Genomic DNA, 20,162 nt, shown 5'->3' with positions numbered 1-20,162 from the left:
AGTGCATTTCATTATCACGGACGCGTCGCTCGCCAGGAGCCGCGCCATCCACCTGAGCGGCACCGGCCTCGTGCTGGCCATGCTGGGCCTTTCCACCGCGCTGATGCTGTCGGCGGCCTTGCTCTACCACTGGGTGTTCCTCAAGGGCGCGCGCGAAGGCTGGCCAGTGGTCAGCACGCTGGTGCGTTTCGTCGTGCGCGACGAGATGGAACAGCAGGACCGCTTCATGCGCGAGAACCTGGACGCCATGGCGCGCAAGGTCGGCGAGATGCAGGCCAAGCTGGTGCAGCTGGAAGCACTCGGTGAGCGTGTCTCGGGATTGGCGGGCCTGAACCCCGCCGAGATTCGCGCCACGCCCGGCCGCGGCGGCGCTCTCGTCAGCGGCCGTCCGCTGTCGATGGAAGAGCTCAAGGCCACGCTGGCCGACCTGGACGAGCTCACCGACCACCGCGCCGACGTGCTGACGGTGGCGGAATCGCGCCTGTTCGACCAGAAGGTGCGCAAATCGATGATCCCCACCCAGCACCCGGTCAGCGTGGGCCACCTGGGCTCATCCTTCGGCTGGCGCATCGACCCGTTCACCGGCCGCTCGGCCCTGCACACGGGCCTGGACTTCCAGGCAGACACCGGCGCGCCCATCGTGGCCGCCTCCGGCGGCGTGGTGGTCACGCAGGAGGTCCACCCGGCCTACGGCAACATGATCGAGATCGACCACGGCAACGGACTGATCACCCGCTACGCGCACACCTCGCGCGTGTGGGTCAAGAAGGGCGACCTGGTCAAGCGCGGGCAGAAGATCGCCGAGGTCGGCACCACCGGCCGGTCCACCGGCCCGCACCTGCACTTCGAGGTGCTGGTCGACGGCATCCCGCAAGACCCGCAGAAGTTCCTGAACGCCGGCGCGGGCCTGGCCGAAGCCTCCGCGCAGCGCGCCGCGCGGCGGTAAAATCACACGTTTTGCCGCCGCGCCGGTGCTTGCACCCGGGCGCGCCGGCCCCAACTGCAGCTGCACCGAAGGATTGCGCTGCCCCCGCCCCGCGCGGGGCGCGGCACCCGTTCATGGCCAAGAACTTCCTCACCCAGATTTTCGGTTCCCGCAACGACCGGCTGCTCAAGCAATACCGGCGCACCGTGGAGCAGATCGGCGCGCTCGAGCCGCAATTCGAGAAGCTCAACGACGAGCAGCTGCGCGCCAAGACGCAGGAGTTCAAGGACCGCGTCGCGAAGGGCGAGGCGCTGGACGACCTGCTGCCCGAAGCCTTCGCCGTCGTGCGCGAGGGCTCCAAGCGCGTGATGAAGATGCGGCACTTCGACGTGCAGCTGCTCGGCGGCATCGCGCTGCACCAGGGCAAGATCGCCGAGATGCGCACCGGCGAGGGCAAGACCCTCACCGCCACGCTGCCGGTGTACCTGAACGCGCTGTCCGGCAAGGGCGTGCACGTGGTCACGGTCAACGACTACCTGGCCAACCGCGACGCGCAGTGGATGGGCCGCCTGTACAACTTCCTGGGCCTGACGGTGGGCATCAACCTGCCGCAGATGCCGCGCGAGCAGAAGCAGGCCGCCTACGGCGCCGACATCACCTACGGCACCAACAACGAATACGGCTTCGACTACCTGCGCGACAACATGGTGTACGAGCCGGCCGACCGCGTGCAGCGCGGCCTGAACTACGCCATCGTCGACGAGGTGGACTCCATCCTGATCGACGAGGCCCGCACGCCGCTGATCATCAGCGGCCAGGCCGAGGACCAGACCAGCCTGTACCTGGCGATCAACAAGATCGTGCCGCTGCTCACGCGGCAGGAAGGCGAAGCCGACCCGCGTACCGGCGAAGGCATCACCAAGCCCGGCGACTTCTCGCTGGACGAGAAGTCGCACCAGGTCTACCTCACCGAACAGGGCCACGAGAACGCCGAGCGCATCCTGTCCGTCAACGGCCTGATCCCCGAAGGCGCCTCGCTGTACGACCCGGCCAACATCGCGCTGATGCACCACCTGTACGCGGCGCTGCGGGCCCGGCACCTGTTCCACCGCGACCAGCACTACGTGGTGCAGCGCGGCGAGGACGGCCAGATGGAAGTGGTCATCGTCGACGAGTTCACCGGCCGCCTGATGCCGGGTCGCCGCTGGAGCGACGGCCTGCACCAGGCCGTCGAGGCCAAGGAGGGCGTGCCCATCCAGCCGGAGAACCAGACGATGGCCTCCATCACCTTCCAGAACTACTTCCGCCTGTACACGAAGCTGTCCGGCATGACCGGCACGGCCGACACCGAGGCGTACGAGTTCCAGGAGATCTACGGCCTGGAGACGGTGGTCATCCCGCCCAACCGCACCAGCAAGCGCGGGGACCAGCTCGACCGCGTCTACAAGACCACCAAGGAAAAGTACGAGGCGGCCATCCAGGACATCCGCGAGTGCCACGAGCGTGGCCAGCCGGTGCTGGTGGGCACCACCTCGATCGAGAACTCCGAGATCATCGACCAGCTGCTCACGAGCGCCGGGCTGCCGCACCAGGTGCTCAATGCCAAGCAGCACGCTCGCGAGGCGGACATCGTGGCCCAGGCGGGCCGCGCGAAGATGATCACCATCGCCACCAACATGGCCGGCCGCGGCACCGACATCGTGCTGGGCGGCAACGTGGAGAAGGCGGTCGAGGCGGTGGATGCCGACGAGTCGCTGGACGAGGCCGCGAAGAAGGCCCGCACCGCGGAACTGCGCGAGCAGTGGCAGAAGGACCACCAGTTCGTGGTGCAGCAGGGCGGCCTGCGCATCATCGCCACCGAACGCCACGAGTCGCGCCGCATCGACAACCAGCTGCGCGGCCGCTCGGGCCGCCAGGGCGACCCCGGCTCCTCGCGCTTCTACCTGAGCCTGGACGACTCGCTGATGCGCATCTTCGCGGGCGACCGCGTCAAGGCCATCATGGACCGCCTGAAGATGCCCGAGGGTGAGGCCATCGAAGCCGGCATCGTCACGCGCAGCATCGAAAGCGCGCAGCGCAAGGTCGAGGCGCGCAACTTCGACATCCGCAAGCAGCTGCTGGAATACGACGACGTCGCCAACGACCAGCGCAAGGTGATCTACCAGCAGCGCAACGACATCATGGACGCGGCCGACCTGGGCGCCCAGATCGCCGCCCTGCGCGAAGGCTGCTTCACCGACCTGGTGCACCAGTACGTGCCGCCGGAATCGGTGGAGGAGCAATGGGACCTGGCCGGCCTGGAGAAGGCTCTGGCCGACGACTGGGGCATCGAACTCCCGCTGCGCAAGGAAGTGGAAAGCGCCAGCGCCGTCACCGACGAGGACATCCTCGAGCGCGTGGTGAAGGCCGGGCACGAGGCGTTCGAACGCAAGGTGGCCGAGATCGGCCCGCAGCAGTTCACGCAGTTCGAGCGGGTGGTGCTGCTGCAGAGCATCGACACGCACTGGCGCGAGCACCTGGCGGCGCTGGACTACCTGCGCCAGGGCATCCACCTGCGCGGCTATGCGCAGAAGCAGCCCAAGCAGGAATACAAGCGCGAGGCGTTCGAGCTGTTCGGCCAGCTGCTGGATTCGGTCAAGAACGAGGTCACCAAGGTCCTCATGACCGTCAAGGTGCAGTCCCCCGAGCAGCTGGACCAGGCGGCCGAGGACATGGAAGAGCGCGCCGAGCGCATCTCCAACGTCACCTACACGGCGCCCAACGAAAGCGGCGAAGCGGAATCACGCGTGGACGAATCCACCGCCGCCACCCGCACCGCGACGGCCGTGGCCGCGGCGGCTGCCGCAGGCGCGCTGCCGCGAGTGGGCCGCAACGATCCCTGCCCCTGTGGCAGCGGCAAGAAGTACAAGAACTGCCACGGGCAGCTGACCTGAAAACCGCGCGCCTGCGCGCGCCGGGCTCAGCCCGCGATGCGCCGGCGGGGCTGGCGGGCCAGCCACCGGGCATAGCCCGCGTCGCCCGAAGGTCCGGTTTCCAGCGAGAAGAAGGCGCCCAGCAGGGCGCCTTTGCTGCCCAGCGGCGTGGCGTCGCCCAGGCTGGGCGCCAGCCGCAGCGACTGCGCCACTTCCAGGTTGGCCAGCTTGCGGCCCGCGCGGATGTCGGCCACGGTGGCCGCGTCCATGCCTTCGAACTGCGCGATCTCGCCCAGCGCGTGCAGGCCGGCCGTCGGTTCCAGCTGCAGCCAGCTGGCGCTGCCTGCCGCGTCCAGCCCCAGGATGCCGAACGGGTCGCCGATCAGCACGTGCTCCACCCAGCGCGAGGCGGCCAGCCTGGCCAGGTCGCGCGAGACCCCCGGATCACGCACGAAGGCCAGCTGGTCGGGGTTCAGCGTCGCGCGCCAGGTCTGCGCATGCTGGGTGTGCGGCGTGGCCAGCAGGCGCTCGGCCACCTCGATGAAATGGCGCGAGATGTCCGCGGTCTGCTTGGGGACGAACTGCTCGATCAGGCCGGCGTTGAAGGCGTTGATGGCCACCTGGTCGTCGGCCTGGCCGGTGAGCAGCACCCGCGCGCCCGGCCAATCGATCAGTTCGCCCAGCACCTGCAGGCCGTCCATGCCCGGCATGGAGAAATCCACCACGAACAGCCGCGTGAGCGCGAAGCGCTCGGTCTGGCGCGACCAGTAGTCCAGGATCTGCGGCACCAGCGGCTTGCCGGCGCGCCACTGGTCCACCAGCTGCTGCTGCGTCCAGGCGTCCGCTTCCCAGAACGGCACCTCGCTTTGCAGCGCCGCGATGCACTCGCGCGGCTGAGTGAACAGACGCGCGTACCACTTGCGCGGCACCATCAGCGACAGCATCTCCAGGTAATCGGGGTCGTCGTCGAGGAAGACGATCGTGCCGGGCCGGTTGAAGAGGGGGAAGTTCATCGGGGTGTGCCGCGCCGCGGGGAAGTATCCCCCTTTTGGCGCCACGGGCAGGAATGTCGGGGGTGGGACGGCCGTCCGGAACACGATGCTGCTATTGTCTCAGCCCCTTGCAAATCCTTGACCATGCCGCCGGCTTCCCCCGCCAACTTTGACAGTGCCGACCTCGACACGGTGCTGAGCGAGTGGGTCGGCGGTTTGCGCGAGCCGCCGGTCGACGCCATCGTGGTGCTCGGCCCCAACCCCTTCGGCACCGTGGAAGACCGGGAAGTGATGGCGGTGTACCCACCGGCCTACGACGGCGCCGCCCGGGCGTTGTCGGCCAGCCGCGACTTCGGCGCGCCCTGGCGGGATTCCGACGCGCCGCTGGTGGCGTGGCAGCACATCGCGCGGGGCGATATGCAGGGCGCCGGCCACTGGCGCCAGATGTGGTCGGGCCATGGCCTGCAGACGGTGGTGCGGGTGGAGTTCCCGCTGCCGGCCAACCGCGCCTTCGAATGCTTCATGTTCAGCCCGCGCGAACTGCACGACCGGGCAGAGGCGTCGGCGCTGGCTTGGTCGGCGCTGAACGTCTGGCCGGTGGTGCGGCGCTGCATCGCCACCGAAAGGTCCACGCTCAGCCCGCGCGAGATCGAATGCCTGCAGATGGCGTTCCAGGGACTGACGGCGCGCGAGAGCGCGCTGCGGCTGCAATGCGCCGAGCGCACGGTCAACTGGCACATCTCCAACGCCATGGCCAAGCTGAAAGTGGAGAGCAAGCTGGCCGCCATCCAGCGCGCCTGCTGGATGGGCGCCATCTAGGGCCTTTCTGCCGTGGGGCCGCGGCCGCCAAGGGGTATATTGGCGCACCTCTGCCAGCCCCTTTCGAGCCATGAGTTCTTCGCACGACCGCACGGCCTCCCTCATGACGCCGGCCAAGCTGGCCCAGGTCGCCTCCGGGGCGAGAGCGCCGGTTTCGCCGGCGGCCTACCTGGACGCGATGGCCCACGACGTCGGCCACGCGCACGTCAAGCGCCTGCTGGAGCTGCGGGTGGACCTGGACAAGCAGGTTGCCGCGTCCGCCGCCGCGACGGCCCGGCCCTCCCTGGAAAAACTGGCCGCGGCGCTGCCGCCGCTGGACTTCTCGCTGCTGAAAAGCAAGGGCCTGTGGGCTTCCATGACTGGCAAGAACAAGAACGCGGGCGCTGAATTCGCGGCCCAGGTGGAGCGCATCGACGAGGCGGTCAAGGCCGCAGCCGCCGAAGCGGCCGCCGCGCAGAAGGAGCATCTGCCGCATGCCGCGGCCACCGAGCGCGCGCTGGTGGAATTCGAAGTCGAGTACGCGGCGCTGGACAAGGTCATCGACCAGGGCGCGCGCTGGCTGCAGGACATGCGCAACCAGCTCAAGACCCGCCAGGCCGCCGCCGGCGCCGACGAGCAGGCGCTGGCGCAGATCCGCACCGATGCCGCGCGCTGCGAAACGCTGGTGGGCCGGCTCAAGCTGCTGCGCGCCGGCGCGGCGGCGTCGCAGCAGGTGCACCAGGCTTGCAAGGCGACCGCCGAGCGCCGCGCCTCACTGGCCGCATCGGTGAACAAGGGCCTGGCCGGCGAAGGCAAGCAATGGCGCTCGCGCCTGGGCACGCTGGCGGGCGCCGCCGCGGAAGGCAAGGCCGCGGGCCTGAACCTCGAAGGCGCGAAAGAGACGCACGAGGAACTGGGCAAACGCGTGGCCAAGCTGCTGGACGAATGCGGCCAGCTGCGCGCCAGCGAGGAAGCGCTGCGGCGCCACCTGGCCGCCATGGGCGAGCAGCTCGCCGCCGCGGCCTGACCGGCAAGGCGTGTCCTTCCTCGCCATCGACATCGGCAACACGCGCCTGAAATGGGCGCTGTATGACCACGCGCGGCCGGGTGCCGCCGTGCTGGCGCAGGGCGCCGAGTTCCTGGAGCACATCGAGCGGCTGGCCGAAGGCCCCTGGGCTTCGCTGCCCGCGCCCGAGCTCATGCTGGGCTGCGCCGTCGCGGCCGACGCGGTGAGGCGACGCGCGGAAGAGCAGGTCGAGGAAGCCTGGGGCCTGCCCGCGCACTGGGTGCATGCCAGCCCGTCGGAGTCCGGCCTCACCAACGGCTACGACCATCCCGCGCGCCTGGGCGCCGACCGCTGGGTGGCCATGGTCGGCGCGCGGCATCGCATGCTGGCGCAGGGGCCCGAGCGGCCCATCGTCGTGGTGATGGTCGGCACCGCGGTCACGGTGGAAGCCATCGACACCGGCGGCCGCTTCCTCGGCGGCTTCATCCTGCCGGGCCACGGCATCATGCTGCGCGCGCTGGAGTCCGGCACCGCCGGGCTGCACGTACCCACCGGCGAGGTGCGCGAGTTCCCCACCAACACCAGTGACGCGCTCACCAGCGGCGGCACCTATGCCATCGCGGGTGCGGTGGAGCGCATGGTCCAGCACGTGCGCCGCCACTGCGGCGCCGAGCCGGCGTGCTTCATGACCGGCGGCGCGGGCTGGAAGATGGCGCCGCACATGTCGGTGCCCTTCGAGCTGGTGGAAGGCCTGATCTTCGACGGCCTGCTGGAGATCGCCGCCAGGCGCTACGGCGCCTCCTAGCCGCCGGTAAAATCACGTCAGCCGCTGTGCCCCGCAGCGGCTTTTTTCGTCCCGGGGCCATGTAGAGGAACACCATGTACAAAAACCTCGCCGCCGCGTTCGCGGCCGCCTTGCTTTCCCTTTCCGCCGCTTCGCAGGCCCCCGCGCCGCTGAAGGTCGCCATCGTCCAGGTAGCGCCGCTCACCGAAGCCGGCTGGGTGCGCCAGCACGAGGAAGGCCGCAAGGCGTTGCAGGCCGCGCTGGGCCCGCGCGTGGAAACCAGATCCATCGAGAACGTGCCGGAGGGCCCCGATGCCGAGCGCGTCATCCGCGACCTGGCGCAGCAGGGCTACGGCCTCATCTTCACCCCCAGCTTCGGCTACATGGAACCCACGCTGAAGGTGGCGCGCGACTTCCCGAACGTGAAGTTCGAATCCATCACCGGCTACAAGCGCGCGCCCAATGTCGCCACGGCCAACGCGCGCTACTACGAAGGCCGCTACCTCGCGGGCGTGGCCGCGGGGCGACTGACGAAGACGCACGTGGCCGGCTACGTCGCGGGATTCCCCATCCCCGAGGTGCTGCAGGGCATCAACGCGTTCACGCTGGGCATGCGGTCCGTCGACCCGAAGGCGCAGGTGAAGGTCGTGTGGCTGAACGCCTGGTTCGATCCGCCGCGCGAGCGCGAAGCCGCGATGACCTTGATGAACCAGGATGCGGACGTGCTCTCCTTCCACACCGCGTCCACCGCGGTGATGACGGCGGCGCAGGAGCGCGGCAAACTGGCCATCGCCTACCACTCGGACATGCGCTTCGCCGCGCCCGACGCGCAGGTGCTGGCGGTCACGCACCACTGGGGCGACTACTACACGCGCCGCGCGCGGCAGGTGCTGGACGGCACCTGGACCAGCACCGACACCTGGGGCGGCGTGCGCGAGGGCATGGTGCGCGTGGAGCACTTCGGCCCCAGGGTGCCCAAGGCGGTGCAGGACGAAGTGCTGGCGCGAGAGAAGGACATCGCCGCCGGCCGGCTGCGGCCTTTCGCGGGGCCGGTGGCCGACAACCAGGGCCACACCGTGGTCCCGCCCGGCTCAGCCATGACGGACGCGCAGATACTCTCCATGAACTTTCTGGTATCCGGCGTGCAGGGGAAGCTTCCACAATGACGCGCCGCCCGCCCGACACCCCACGATGAAAGCCTACCGCGCCGCCCTGCTGCGATTCGACGACCATGGCCAGGCCGTCTACGACGAAGACGGCCTGCTGCTGGTCGGCCCGGGGCCGGACGGCATGCCTCTCATCCGCGCGGCGGGCGCGTGGTCCGCGCTGGCGGATCGCTATCCCGGTGTGGCGGTGGAGCACCTGCCGGGGCGCATCCTCGCGCCCGGCTTCATCGACCTGCACGTGCATTTCCCGCAGACCGACGTGATCGGCTCGCCCGCCGAAGGCCTGCTGCCCTGGCTGGAGAACTACACCTTCCCGCACGAGGCGCGGTTTGCCGATCCCGCCTACGCCGCCGGCGTGGCCAAGGTGTTCCTGGACGAGCTGCTGCGGCACGGCGTGACTACGCCGCTCACCTTCGCCACCTCGCACCCGGCTTCGGTGCACGCGCTGATGGCCGAAGCGAAGGGGCGCGGCATGCGCCTGATCGCCGGCAAGGTGCTGCAGGACCGCCATTCGCCCGACGGCGTGCGCGACGAGACCGAGCAATCGCTGGTGGACAGCGAAGCGCTGATCCGCCAGTGGCACGGCCATGGCCGCCTGGGCTACGCCGTCACGCCGCGGTTCGCGCCCAGCTGCAGCGATGCGCAACTGCGTGGCGCAGGCGAGTTGGCAGCGAAGTACCCGGACGTCTGGATCCAGTCGCACGTCGCCGAGAACAAGGACGAGATCGCCTGGGCGCGCCAGCTGTTCCCGGCTTCGCGCAGCTACCTGTCCGTCTACGGCGACTTCGGCCTGATGCGCGAGCGCGCCATCTACGCCCACTGCATCCACTTCGACGACGACGACCGCCGCCTGATGCGCAGCACCGGCGCCGCCGCGGCCGTCAGCCCCACCAGCAACCTGTTCCTGGGCAGCGGGTTCTTCGACTACGAGGGGGCGCAGCGCATCGGCTTCCGCCACGGCCTGGCCAGCGACGTGGGCGGGGGCACCAGCTTCAGCCCGTTCCACACCATGCTGGCCGCCTACTACGTGGGCCGCGAAGGCCAGACCAAGCCGGGCGTCAGCCTCTCGCCGCAGAACCTGTGGTGGCAGCACACCGCAGGTGCCGCGCAGGCACTGGGGCTGGAAGGAACGATCGGCAACCTGCAGCCAGGCTGCGAAGCCGACTTCGTGGTGCTCAACCCGCATGCCACGCCGCTGCTCTCGCGCAAGGTCACGCACGCGCGGGACCTGGACGAACTGCTGTTCTCGCTGATCGTGCTGGGCGACGACCGCGCCGTGGAGCGCGTGCACCTGGCCGGCTCTCCCGCCTGAGGGCGCCGCCTACAATCGCCGCCCAAGGAGAGAGCGCATGACGATCAAGAGCGACAAGTGGATCCGCCGGATGGCCGAAGAGCACGGCCTGATCGAGCCGTTCGAGCCCGGCCAGATCCGCCAGGTGAACGGCCAGCGCGTCATCAGCTACGGCACTTCCAGCTACGGGTACGACATCCGCTGCGCGCCCGAGTTCAAGGTCTTCACCAACATCCACAGCACGGTGGTGGACCCCAAGAACTTCGACGAGAAGAGCTTCGTCGACTTCCACGACGACGTCTGCATCATCCCGCCCAACAGCTTCGCGCTGGCTCGCACGCTGGAGTACTTCCGCATCCCGCGCAACGTGCTGACCATCTGCCTGGGCAAGAGCACCTACGCGCGCTGCGGCATCATCGTCAACGTCACGCCTTTCGAGCCCGAATGGGAAGGCTACGTGACGCTGGAGTTCTCCAACACCACGCCGCTGCCCGCCAAGATCTACGCCGGCGAAGGCTGCGCGCAGGTGCTGTTCTTCGAGAGCGACGAAGTCTGCGAGACCAGCTACAAGGACCGCGGCGGCAAGTACCAGGGCCAGAAGGGCGTCACGCTGCCCAAGGCCTGAGCCTTCAGCGGCGAGCCTCGAACCCGCTGGCTTCGAAAGCCCGCCGCGCGGCGCTGTTCACCCCGATCCCTTTCATCGCGGCACGCGCCGCTGCCAGGTCCCATCCGGCCCAGCCGCAGCTCTTGAACAGCACCGGCCCGCGCGCACGCACGCGGCCATGCACCACGTCGCGCAGCGAGGGGAAGGAAGCCACGTCCAACCCGGCCTGCAGCAGGTCGCCGGCTTCGTGCGCCGCATCCGGCGTGTCCACCACGACCGTGCCGTCTGCCGCGACGTCGCGGCACAGCTGCGCATCGAGTTCGACCATGCGCGGCGTGAACGATCCCACCGCCGCGATGAACGTCCCGCGCGATGGCCGCGCGCGCAGCACCGCGCCGCTGGCCGGCGTGCACGTGACGACAAGAGAACACCGGGGCAACGCCTCGTCGGGATCGGGAACCACCTCGGCCTTCAATCCCAGCGAACGCGCATGGTCCACCAGCGCCTGCGCGCTCTCGCGCCGACGCGAAGCCACCAGCACTTCACGCACCGGCAATCCCGCCTGGAACGCCTCCAGGTGCGAGAGCCCCTGCGCGCCCGCGCCCACGATCAGCAGCGGCCCCTCCGGCCGCGGCGCCAGCCGGCGTGCCGCCAGCAGCGAAACGGCGGCCGTGCGGCGCGCCGTGACGGTGGGCCCGTCGAGCACCAGCCGCCGCTCGCCCGTGGCCGAGTCGAACACCACCACGTCACCCTGGATCGCCGGCCGCGGCGTGCCCGCGTTCGCCGGCGTGAAGGTGATGAGCTTGGTGATCGCGATATGCGCGTCCAGCGCCGGCATCACGAACAGGCTGCCACCGCCGGGCAGCGGCTGCACCAGGCGCTCCGGCACCTGCACGGCGGGGTCGTGCAGCAAGGCTTCGATCTCGTCCGCGAGTGCGATCGGGGGCAACAGCCGGGCCGTTGCCGTGGCGTCTAGCAGCGTGTCCATCGCGTGGGATTTTGTCCTACAAGCGTTGGCGTTGCCGGAGGCTGCGCGCGTGAAAACGCGAGCCCTAGCATGGACCGCGACAAGAACGGAGCCTGCCCATGCTGTACCGCCTGCTCGACCCCCGTGATGGAAATCCCCGCGAGCCCGTGTTCTGGCTGGTGGTCGCGGCGGTGGTGTGCGCGCAGCTGCTCGCGTTCTACCTGGTGTGCACGCACCAGGTCCGCCGGGCGGAAGCCCGCCTGGCGCAGGTGGAAGTCGAGCGCATGGCCAGCAACGACTGCCTGCAGTACATGGCGCAGTCCACCATCGCGAGCTGCGCCACCCGGACCATGGGCGCCCCGCGCGCCGACGTGCCGCCCGACTACGCCATCCGCTGATCCGTGGCCGCACGCGTGCGCGTGCGATCGCCCGCTGAAGCGTTGCTTTTTCCTCCCCCGCACCGACACGAATTCCGCGCCGGTGTTGAGCTTGCGTCCGACAAGTCCAGGAAGCCGTCGCCGACGGTCGCTTTTCGGCCCTTTGCCTATCTTTGATGCATAGCAACATCGCATAGAAGCACGGGAGAAAACGCCATGGGTTACCACACCGAAGCCGTCCTCGAGGCTCCCCTGGGCGAGAACGCCACTTCGCTGGAAGCCAGCGACGACTTCGACCTGCCGGCGCGCAGCTCCCACTACTGCCCGGTGGAATTGCTGGGCACCTTCACGCTGCTGATGGCGGGCCACGGCCGCTGCGTCAGCTCTTCGATGATGCTGGGCGACCGAGAGTACGCGATGTGGCAGCTGGCCCGCGCGCAGACCCTGCCCGACGACGAGCTGCACCAGGTGGCGGCGCGCCTGTTCGGCTACTTCGACGATCCGCGCGGCTGGGGCACGCGAGCCTGAAGGCTCAGGCCGCTTCCATTCCCTCGATCAGGAACCGCACGCGCCGCGTGCCCTGCCACTCGTCCGCTTCCAGCCGGTAGGCGATGCGCGCGCGTGCCGGCAGCGGTTCGGTGCGGCCGAACCAGATGCCGTCCACCGGCTGGCCCTGGTGGCGCAGTTTCACCGCCAGGTGGCGCTCGCCCACCAGGCGTTGCGACAGCACCTCCATCTCCTCGGCGAACACCGGCGGCGCGAAACCCTGGCCCCACACCTGCTCGTGCAGCGTGTCCACCAGCTCGGGACGCCGGTACTCGGGGGACAGCGGGCCGTCGGTGTGCAGGCGGCGCGTGAGCGTGGCGGCATCCAGCCATTCGGCGGCCACCTGCTGCAAGGCTTCCTCGAACGTCTCCAGGTGCTCCTCGTCGAGCGTGCAGCCGGCCGCCATCGCGTGGCCGCCGAAACGCGACAGCAGTCCCGGATGCCGCTTCGCCACCAGGTCCAGCGCGTCGCGCAGATGGAAGCCGGCGATGGAGCGGCCCGAGCCCTTCAGCTCGTGCTCACGGCCCGGCGCTTGGCTGGGCGCGAACACGAAGGTGGGCCGGTGGAAGCGGTCCTTCACGCGCGAAGCGACGATGCCGACCACGCCTTCGTGGAAGTCGGGGTCGAACACGCAGATGGCCGCGGGCTGCGCCTGGCCTTCCTCGAACAGCGCTTCCACGATCTCCAGGGCCTGGTCGCGCATCTCGCCTTCGATGCCCTTGCGCTCGCGGTTGATGCCGTCCAGCAGGCCGGCCAGCTCGGCGGCGCGCGCGGTGTCTTCGGTCAACAGGCATTCGATGCCCAGCCGCATGTCCGAGAGGCGGCCCGCGGCGTTCACGCGCGGACCCAGCGCGAAGCCGAAGTCGAACGTCGTCGCCACGCGGTGCTGGCGCCCGGCCGCGGTGAACAGGCTGGCCAGCCCGCAAGGCAGGCTGCCGGCGCGGATGCGCTTGAGGCCCTGCGCGACCAGGCGGCGGTTGTTCGCATCGAGCTTCACCACGTCGGCGACGGTGCCCAGCGCCACCAGCGGCAGCAGCGCGTCCAGCTTGGGCTGCGTGGCCGCGTCGAACACGCCGCGCGTGCGCAACTCGGCCCGCACCGCCAGCAGCACGTAGAACATCACGCCCACGCCGGCGATGCACTTGCTGTCGAAGCCGCAACCCGGCTGGTTGGGATTGACGATCACCGCATCCGCCGGCAATTGCGGGCCGGGCAGGTGGTGGTCGGTCACCAGCACATCCAGGCCCAGCGCGCGCGCCGCCGCCACGCCTTCCACGCTGGCGATGCCGTTGTCCACGGTCACGAGCAGGTCGGCGCCGGCTTCCTTCACGCGCCGCGCGATGGCGGGCGTGAGGCCGTAGCCGTCCACCACGCGGTCGGGCACGAGGTAGTCGACGTTCTTCGCGCCGAGCAGGCGCAAGCCGCGCACGCCGACGGCGCAGGCGGTGGCGCCGTCGCAGTCGTAGTCGGCCACGATGCAGATGCGGCGCTGCGCCGCGATGGCGTCGGCCAGCAGCACAGCGGCTTCACGCGAGCCCTTCAGGCCTTCGGGCGGCAACAGGTGCTTCAGGCCGTCGTCCAGTTCCTCGCGCGCGATGACGCCGCGTGCGGCGTACAGGCGCGCCAGCAGCGGGTGCACGCCGGCTTGTTCCAGCGCCCAGGCGGCGCGAGGCGGGATGTCCCGGGTTTCGATCTTCACAATGGTTCCAGCCAGGTGGTGGCGGGGCGGGGCGGCAGCCAGCGCCCCAGGCGTTGCGGCCAGCCGGCGCCCGCGCTGCGCCAGGTGCGCGCGATGCGGTCGCCGCACAGCGTGACCGCGACGGGCTCGCCGGCATCCAGGCGGGCACGCAGTGGTGCGACCTGTGTCTCATCGATCTGGCGCCACGCGCCGGCCCACGAAGCCCAGTCTTCGGCCAGCGCGGGATGCCGCAGCACCTGCGTGACCAGCAGGCCCGCGGGCCGCGAGGGCGCGGGTTGCGGCAGCACGCCGTTGCCGCTGACCCAGAACGAGTTCACCGGCAACTGGCCGCCGCGCGTGCGCTCTTCGTTCACATCGTGCGTGTACAGCAGCATCTGCATCTCCTGCTGCAGGCGGCGCAGCGGCTTGCCCGTGTCGCCGCGCGGCATCCAGCGGTCGATCACTCGGCCCGCCACGCGGTCCAGCGAAGCGCAAGGCAGCTGCGCGAACAGTGGCCCGGCCGCCCGCCAGCGCGTGGGCGCCTGGTACTCGAGGCGCAAGCCGTCCTGCTCGAAGTAGGGCCGCATGGCGGCCAGCAGCGCCTGCGATTCCTGCGCGTCCAGCCGCAGCTCCTGCGGGTGGTGCATGAAGACATGGTCGGCGCCCACGCGCCAGTGGCAGGGCGTGACCCAGGCCCAGGCCTGGCCGCCGGCCGCGCTGCCGGCCTGCGCCAGTTCCCACGCCGCGAAAGGCAGCAGCCCATCGGAGCCGCCCAGGCCGCATTCGCGGGCCACGGCCATCTCGTGCGGCATGGACAGGGTGGTTTCGTCGTGGCCGGCGTCCTGGGCGGGCGCCAAGCGCGCGAGCACGCGCTCCAGGTGCGGCAGGCGCAGGCCCGCCAGCGTCTCGCGGCACCCCGGGGCGGCGCTGGCCGCGAAGGGGATCAACAAGTGGGTACCGTCCGACATGGGCGGAATTGTCGCGGATGCCACAATCCGCAACATTCCCTGACCGCCACGAAACCCGCCGAATGCGTGTTCCTTACGAGCTGGTGCTGGGTTGGCGCTACACCCGGGCCGGCCGCGCCACCCGCCGAAACGGCTTCATCTCCTTCATCTCCGGCGTCTCCATGCTCGGCATCGCGCTGGGTGTGGCCGCGCTGATCATCGTGCTGTCGGTGATGAACGGCTTCCAGAAGGAAGTGCGCGACCGCATGCTGGCCGTGGTGTCGCACGTGGAGGTTTACGGGCCGGGCGGCGGCATGCTGCCCGATCCGGCGCGCACCGCGAAGGAGGCGCGCGCCAATCCGCAAGTCATCGGCGCCGCGCCCTTCATCGCGGCGCAGGCGCTCATCGCGCGCGGCGAGGACATGCGCGGCGCCATCGTGCGCGGCATCGACCCCAAGCTGGAGCCGCAGGTCACCGACCTGGGCAAGACCGTCGCGCCGGGCACGCTCGAGAAGCTGGTGCCCGGCAGCTTCGGCGTGGTGCTGGGCGTGGAGCTGGCGCGCGCGCTGGGCGTGCGCGAGGGCGACCCGGTGACGCTCATCGCGCCAGGCGGGCAGGTGACGCCCGCGGGCATCGTGCCGCGCCTGAAGCAGATGACGGTGGTGGGCACGTTCGACTCCGGCCACTTCGAATACGACAGCGGCCTGGTGCTGCTGCACCTGGAGGACGCGGAGCGCCTGTTCCGCCTCGAGGGCCCGACGGGCCTTCGCCTCAAGCTGAAAGACCTGAACCAGGCGCGCGAAGTCGGCGCCGAGCTGCAGCAGTCGCTGACCGGCCCGGTGGTGGTGCGCGACTGGACGCGCCAGAACCGCACCTGGTTCGCGGCCGTGCAGCTGGAAAAACGCATGATGTTCATCATCCTCACGCTGATCGTCGCGGTGGCGGCCTTCAACCTGGTGAGCACGCTGGTGATGACCGTCACCGACAAGCGCGCCGACATCGCCATCCTGCGCACGCTGGGGGCCAGCCCGCGCAGCATCATGGGCATCTTCGTCGTGCAGGGCGCCGCAGTGGGCGTCATCGGCACGCTGGCCGGGCTGCTGCTGGGGCTGGCCATCGCCTTCAACATCGACGTCATCGTGCCGGCGCTGGAGCACGCGCTGCACGCCAACTTCCTGCCGCGCGACATCTACCTGATCAACCGCATGCCCAGCGATCCGCAAAGCGGCGACATCGTACCCATCGCGGTGATCTCGCTGGTGCTGGCCTTCGTCGCCACGCTCTATCCCAGCTGGCGCGCCAGCCGCGTCAACCCGGCGGAGGCGCTGCGCTATGAGTGAGCCCGTGCTGCAGGCGCGCGGCCTGACCAAGCGCTTCACCGAAGGCCGCCTCGACGTCGAGGTGCTGCACGGCATCGACCTGGAGGTGCATCCCGGCGAGACGCTCGCCGTCGTCGGCGCTTCGGGGTCGGGCAAGAGCACGCTGCTGCACCTGCTGGGCGGCCTGGATTCGCCCACCAGCGGCACCGTGCGGCTGGCGGGGCGCGAGATGGCGGCGCTCAGCCCGGCGCAGCAGGGCGACCTGCGCAACCGGCACCTGGGCTTCGTCTACCAGTTCCACCACCTGCTGCCGGAGTTCACCGCGCTGGACAACGTGGGCATGCCGCTGCGTATCCGCCGCGATCCGCCCGAGGCTTGCGCGAAGACGGCGCAGGAGACGCTGGAAGCGGTCGGCATGGGCCACCGCGTCCAGCACCGCCCCGCGGAGCTGTCGGGCGGCGAACGCCAGCGCGTGGCCATCGCGCGCGCGCTGGTCACGCGGCCCGACTGCGTGCTGGCCGACGAGCCCACGGGCAACCTCGACCGCGTCACGGCCGACCACGTGTTCGACCTGATGCTGAAGCTGGCGCGCGAGCGGGGCACCGCGTTCGTGCTGGTGACCCACGATGAGTCACTCGCCGCGCGCTGTGGAAGGCAACTGCGCCTGACCTCCGGCCATTTGGGCTGACCGAGGGAGCTCGTGAATCCGGAGCAACCGGGCCCTTGACGCGCAGCGTCAAAGGATCCGGTTGAACCAGAGCACGGAGAGTCCCGCCGACAGCAGGGCCAGCGCTGCCGCAGCCAGCGCGAACAGCCCGGAGATCTCGGTTTCCTTCTTCTCCACGGCAAGCTTGGAGCTCAGCTCGTTGTAGACCTTCTTCAGGTCGTGCGCCGTGCCGGCGTAGAAGTACTCGGCGTTGGTCTTGCCGGCGATGGCCTTGAGCGTTTCCTCGTCCAGGCGCACGCGCATGGACCAGCCTTCGAAGCCGATGATCTCGCCGTCCACCGTTCCGATGCCCACCGTGTACACGCGGATGCCGCGGTCGGCCGCCATCTTGGCGGCTTCCAGCGGGTCGACGCCGGTGGTGCGCTGGCCGTCGGTCAGCATGATGATCGCGGCCGAGCTGTACGAGCCCGGCGCCACGGGCGTGAACTCCTTCTTTTCCTTCTTGTCGGTGTCGATGGACAGGCCGCGCTGCGGGCGGCCGCCCATGCCGCCGCCCTGCATGGCCGCCAGCTCGATGCCCTGGTCGGGGAACAGCGTGGCCAGCGAGATGACGATCGCATTGCCCGTCGCCGTCGCGCGCTGCAGCTGGAAGCGGTCGATGGCCGTAACCAGGTCCTCGCGGTTGGTGGTGGGCAGCTGGGCGACCTGCGCCGAACCGGCGAAGGCGACGATGCCCACCTTCACGTTGCGCGGCAGTTCTTTCAGGAACGATTTCGCCGCGGCCTGCGCGGCGGCCAGGCGCGTGGGCAGCACGTCGCTGGCGCGCATGCTGCCCGAGACGTCCATCGCCAGGATGATGGTCTGCTGGTTCGAAGGCAGCGTGACCACCGCCGTCGGCCGCGCCGCGGCCAGCAGCATCGCGGCCATCGCCAGCAGGAAGAGGATGGGCGGGATGTGGCGGCGCATGCCCTGGCCGGGGCCCATGGCCTCGCGCACGATGGACAGCGACGCGTAGCGCAGCGCCAGCTTCTTCTTGCGCCCCATCAGCCACAGGTACAGCAGCACCAGCAGGGGCAGCGCCAGCAGGAACCACAGGAATTCGGGCCAGAGGAATTGCATGACTTCTTTCCCGTTCAGGCGGCCTTCAGGTGCGTGGGCATGCCGCCGCCGGCGTTCAGGCGGGTGCGGCGCTTGCGCATCTCGGTGAAGCGGATGACGGCGTCGACCAGGTCGGCTTCGGTGGACAGCTCCAGCGCGTCCACGCCCGCGCGCGACAGCGATTCGCGCAGCTCGGCCTCGCGCTGCGCGGCGATGCGCGCGAAGCGCTTGCGAAAGCCCGGGTCGTGCGTGTCCACCAGCAACTGCTCGCCCGTCTCCGCGTCGCGCAGCGTCAGCAGGCCCAGGTCGGGCAGCTGCAGCTCCAGCGGGTCGGTCAGGCGCACCGCGACGACTTCATGCCGCTGCGCCAGCATGCCCAGCGGCTTTTCCCAGCCGGGCTCGCTGATGAAATCGGAGACGACGAAGATGGTGGACCGGCGCTTGATCACGCCCGCCCCCGCGTCCAGCAGGTCGCGCAGCCGCGTGGGGCCGGCGTTCTCGGCGCCGGCCGGCCGCGCCTGCATCGCGTGCAGCAGGTGCAGCACGTGGCGGCGGCCGCCGCGCGTGGGGATGACCGTGTCCACGCCCGCGCCGTACAGCATGGCGCCGACGCGGTTGCCGTGGCGCGTGAGCATGCGCGCGAGCACGCCGACGAACTCGGCCGACACGTTGCGCTTGCGTTGCTCGCCGGAACCGAAGTCCACCGACGGGCTCAGGTCCAGCAGGAACCAGGCGGCCATCTCGCGGTCTTCGGTGAAGACGCGCACGTGCGGCAGGCCGGTGCGGGCGGTGACGTTCCAGTCGATGTGCCGCACGTCGTCGTGCAGCTGGTACTCGCGCAGGTCCGCCAGGTCCAGGCCCGCGCCGCGCATCAGCGTGCGGTAGTCGCCTTGCAGCAGCCCGTCCAGGCGGCGGATGACGGTCCACTCCAGCCGCTTGAGCACGCGCTCGGCGGCGCCATGCGGGGACACCGCGGAACTGGCTTCGCCAGGCCGCTGGTGCCGCCCCCCAGTGGGGGAAAGCGCCGAAGGCGCCTCGGGGGGCGTCTTGCTACGCAGCCAGTTTTTCATGTTCGAGCGGGCGCGCCGGGGCCGGAATCTTGGACATGATCTGGCCGACGACCGCATCGGCGTTCAGGCCCTCCGACAGCGCCTCGTACGACAGCACCAGGCGGTGGCGCAGCACGTCGGGCACCAGGTCGGCCATGTCTTCGGGCAGCGCGTAGGTGCGGCCGCGCAGCATCGCGAGGGCGCGCGCGCCTTCGGTCAGGCTGATGGTGCCGCGCGGGCTGGCGCCGAAGGTGATGTACTTGCGCAGGTCTTTCAGGCCGTGCTTCTCGGGCGTGCGCGTGCACGACACCAGCTTCACCGCGTACTGCACCAGCGACGGGTCGACGTACACGCGGCGGCATTCGTGCTGCAGCGCGGCCAGCTGCTCGGTGGTGGCGACGGGCGACACGTCCACGGCCGGGCCGGTGACGCGCTCGACGATGACGTATTCCTCTTCGTCGGTCGGGTAGTCCACCAGCACCTTCATCATGAAGCGGTCCACCTGCGCCTCGGGCAGCGGGTAGGTGCCTTCGGTCTCGATCGGGTTCTGCGTGGCCATCACCAGGAACGGGTTGGGCACCTTGTGCGTGTCGCCCGCGATGGTGACTTGCCGCTCCTGCATCACTTCCAGCAGCGCGCTCTGCACCTTGGCCGGCGCGCGGTTGATCTCGTCGGCCAGCAGCAGGTTGGTGAACACCGGCCCCAGCGAGGTGGTGAAGTCGCCGCTCTTCTGGTTGTAGATGCGCGTGCCCACCAGGTCCGAGGGCACCAGGTCGGGCGTGAACTGGATGCGCTTGAAGTTGCCGCGCACGGTGCTGGCCAGCGTCCTCACCGTCAGCGTCTTCGCCAGGCCCGGCACGCCTTCCACCAGCAGGTGGCCCTGCGCGAGCATGGCGACCATGACGCGCTCGAGGAAGCGGTCCTGGCCGACGACGATGCGCTTGACCTCATAGAGAATCTGCTCCATGAGCTTGGCGGTGGCGCTGTCCTGGCGGGTGGTGGGTTCCATCGTGGTTCCGTTGATGACGAATGACGG

The 20,162-nt window shown here is 69.9% G+C and carries 19 protein-coding genes; 12 read left to right on the top strand and 7 right to left on the bottom strand.

The window, feature by feature from the left end; all coding sequences use genetic code 11:
• Position 1: 1 nt before the first annotated feature.
• Together EZ216_RS15395 and secA are read left to right on the top strand one after the other, a co-directional pair.
• Complete coding sequence (locus EZ216_RS15395) at positions 2 to 946, top strand: M23 family metallopeptidase (RefSeq protein WP_205959686.1); 945 nt, start codon at positions 2 to 4, stop codon at positions 944 to 946.
• Positions 947 to 1,059: 113 nt separating this feature from the next.
• Complete coding sequence (gene secA / locus EZ216_RS15390; protein WP_135250669.1) at positions 1,060 to 3,858, top strand: preprotein translocase subunit SecA; 2,799 nt, start codon at positions 1,060 to 1,062, stop codon at positions 3,856 to 3,858.
• Positions 3,859 to 3,884: 26 nt separating this feature from the next.
• Here the strand turns inward: secA and EZ216_RS15385 are convergent, their stop codons facing one another.
• On the bottom strand, positions 3,885 to 4,850 hold the full coding sequence (locus EZ216_RS15385) for a response regulator (RefSeq protein WP_135250668.1): 966 nt from the start codon (positions 4,848 to 4,850) through the stop codon (positions 3,885 to 3,887).
• 123 nt (positions 4,851 to 4,973) lie between these two features.
• On the opposite strand from EZ216_RS15385, the gene EZ216_RS15380 reads away from it, so the two are divergent.
• The 6 genes from EZ216_RS15380 to dcd all read left to right on the top strand — a co-directional run bounded on the left by EZ216_RS15380 (position 4,974) and on the right by dcd (position 10,499).
• Entirely contained in the window at positions 4,974 to 5,648 is a 675-nt protein-coding gene (locus EZ216_RS15380) for a helix-turn-helix transcriptional regulator (protein WP_135250667.1), read from the top strand.
• Between the two features lie 70 nt (positions 5,649 to 5,718).
• Positions 5,719 to 6,654, top strand: a complete 936-nt coding sequence (locus EZ216_RS15375) for a hypothetical protein (protein ID WP_135250666.1) — start codon at positions 5,719 to 5,721, stop codon at positions 6,652 to 6,654.
• A 10-nt stretch (positions 6,655 to 6,664) separates the two neighbouring features.
• Positions 6,665 to 7,438, top strand: coding sequence for a type III pantothenate kinase (locus EZ216_RS15370; RefSeq protein ID WP_135250665.1), 774 nt, complete (start codon positions 6,665 to 6,667; stop codon positions 7,436 to 7,438).
• A 74-nt stretch (positions 7,439 to 7,512) separates the two neighbouring features.
• Positions 7,513 to 8,583 (top strand): BMP family ABC transporter substrate-binding protein, encoded by a 1,071-nt coding sequence (locus EZ216_RS15365; RefSeq protein WP_135250664.1) that lies wholly within the window; start codon positions 7,513 to 7,515, stop codon positions 8,581 to 8,583.
• Positions 8,584 to 8,608: 25 nt separating this feature from the next.
• Positions 8,609 to 9,895 (top strand): guanine deaminase, encoded by a 1,287-nt coding sequence (guaD, locus tag EZ216_RS15360; protein WP_135250663.1) that lies wholly within the window; start codon positions 8,609 to 8,611, stop codon positions 9,893 to 9,895.
• 37 nt (positions 9,896 to 9,932) lie between these two features.
• A complete protein-coding gene (gene dcd / locus EZ216_RS15355; RefSeq protein WP_135250662.1) occupies positions 9,933 to 10,499 on the top strand; it encodes a dCTP deaminase in 567 nt (188 codons plus the stop codon).
• A gap of 4 nt (positions 10,500 to 10,503) precedes the next feature.
• Here the strand turns inward: dcd and EZ216_RS15350 are convergent, their stop codons facing one another.
• Positions 10,504 to 11,466 carry a delta(1)-pyrroline-2-carboxylate reductase family protein gene (locus EZ216_RS15350; protein ID WP_135250661.1) on the bottom strand — a complete coding sequence of 321 codons (963 nt, stop codon included), beginning with the start codon at positions 11,464 to 11,466 and terminating at the stop codon, positions 10,504 to 10,506.
• Positions 11,467 to 11,564: 98 nt separating this feature from the next.
• Between EZ216_RS15350 and EZ216_RS15345 the strand changes: the two genes are divergently transcribed.
• Together EZ216_RS15345 and EZ216_RS15340 are read left to right on the top strand one after the other, a co-directional pair.
• The gene (locus EZ216_RS15345; RefSeq protein WP_135250660.1) at positions 11,565 to 11,843 is read left to right on the top strand and encodes a hypothetical protein; all 279 of its coding nucleotides are present in this window, start codon (positions 11,565 to 11,567) and stop codon (positions 11,841 to 11,843) included.
• Between the two features lie 195 nt (positions 11,844 to 12,038).
• A complete protein-coding gene (locus EZ216_RS15340; protein WP_135250659.1) occupies positions 12,039 to 12,350 on the top strand; it encodes a hypothetical protein in 312 nt (103 codons plus the stop codon).
• Positions 12,351 to 12,354: 4 nt separating this feature from the next.
• Here EZ216_RS15340 and recJ read toward each other — a convergent pair whose 3' ends face one another.
• Positions 12,355 to 14,067, bottom strand: coding sequence for a single-stranded-DNA-specific exonuclease RecJ (recJ, locus tag EZ216_RS15335; RefSeq protein ID WP_135250658.1), 1,713 nt, complete (start codon positions 14,065 to 14,067; stop codon positions 12,355 to 12,357).
• A complete protein-coding gene (locus EZ216_RS15330; RefSeq protein WP_135250657.1) occupies positions 14,064 to 15,014 on the bottom strand; it encodes a phosphoglycerate mutase in 951 nt (316 codons plus the stop codon). The genes recJ and EZ216_RS15330 overlap by 4 nt, the downstream gene beginning before the upstream one ends.
• A gap of 62 nt (positions 15,015 to 15,076) precedes the next feature.
• Between EZ216_RS15330 and EZ216_RS15325 the strand changes: the two genes are divergently transcribed.
• Positions 15,077 to 16,333: a lipoprotein-releasing ABC transporter permease subunit gene (locus tag EZ216_RS15325; protein ID WP_135250656.1), complete on the top strand. Its 1,257-nt coding sequence runs from the start codon at positions 15,077 to 15,079 to the stop codon at positions 16,331 to 16,333.
• The gene (lolD, locus tag EZ216_RS15320) at positions 16,326 to 17,000 is read left to right on the top strand and encodes a lipoprotein-releasing ABC transporter ATP-binding protein LolD (protein WP_135250655.1); all 675 of its coding nucleotides are present in this window, start codon (positions 16,326 to 16,328) and stop codon (positions 16,998 to 17,000) included. Before EZ216_RS15325 ends, lolD begins: the two co-directional genes overlap by 8 nt.
• 48 nt (positions 17,001 to 17,048) lie before the next feature.
• On the opposite strand, the gene EZ216_RS15315 is transcribed toward lolD, so the two are convergent.
• From EZ216_RS15315 to EZ216_RS15305, 3 genes are read right to left on the bottom strand one after another with little or no spacing between them, the layout of a single operon-like run.
• The gene (locus tag EZ216_RS15315; RefSeq protein WP_135250654.1) at positions 17,049 to 18,098 is read right to left on the bottom strand and encodes a VWA domain-containing protein; all 1,050 of its coding nucleotides are present in this window, start codon (positions 18,096 to 18,098) and stop codon (positions 17,049 to 17,051) included.
• Between the two features lie 14 nt (positions 18,099 to 18,112).
• Positions 18,113 to 19,147 (bottom strand): DUF58 domain-containing protein, encoded by a 1,035-nt coding sequence (locus tag EZ216_RS15310; RefSeq protein ID WP_205959685.1) that lies wholly within the window; start codon positions 19,145 to 19,147, stop codon positions 18,113 to 18,115.
• On the bottom strand, positions 19,128 to 20,135 hold the full coding sequence (locus EZ216_RS15305) for an AAA family ATPase (protein WP_135250653.1): 1,008 nt from the start codon (positions 20,133 to 20,135) through the stop codon (positions 19,128 to 19,130). Before EZ216_RS15305 ends, EZ216_RS15310 begins: the two co-directional genes overlap by 20 nt.
• Positions 20,136 to 20,162 lie beyond the last annotated feature (27 nt).

The organism is Ramlibacter humi, from assembly GCF_004681975.1.
Lineage (GTDB): Bacteria > Pseudomonadota > Gammaproteobacteria > Burkholderiales > Burkholderiaceae_C > Ramlibacter > Ramlibacter humi.
Note: the sequence above shows the minus strand (reverse complement) of the source record. Positions and strands in the feature narration are given on the sequence as shown.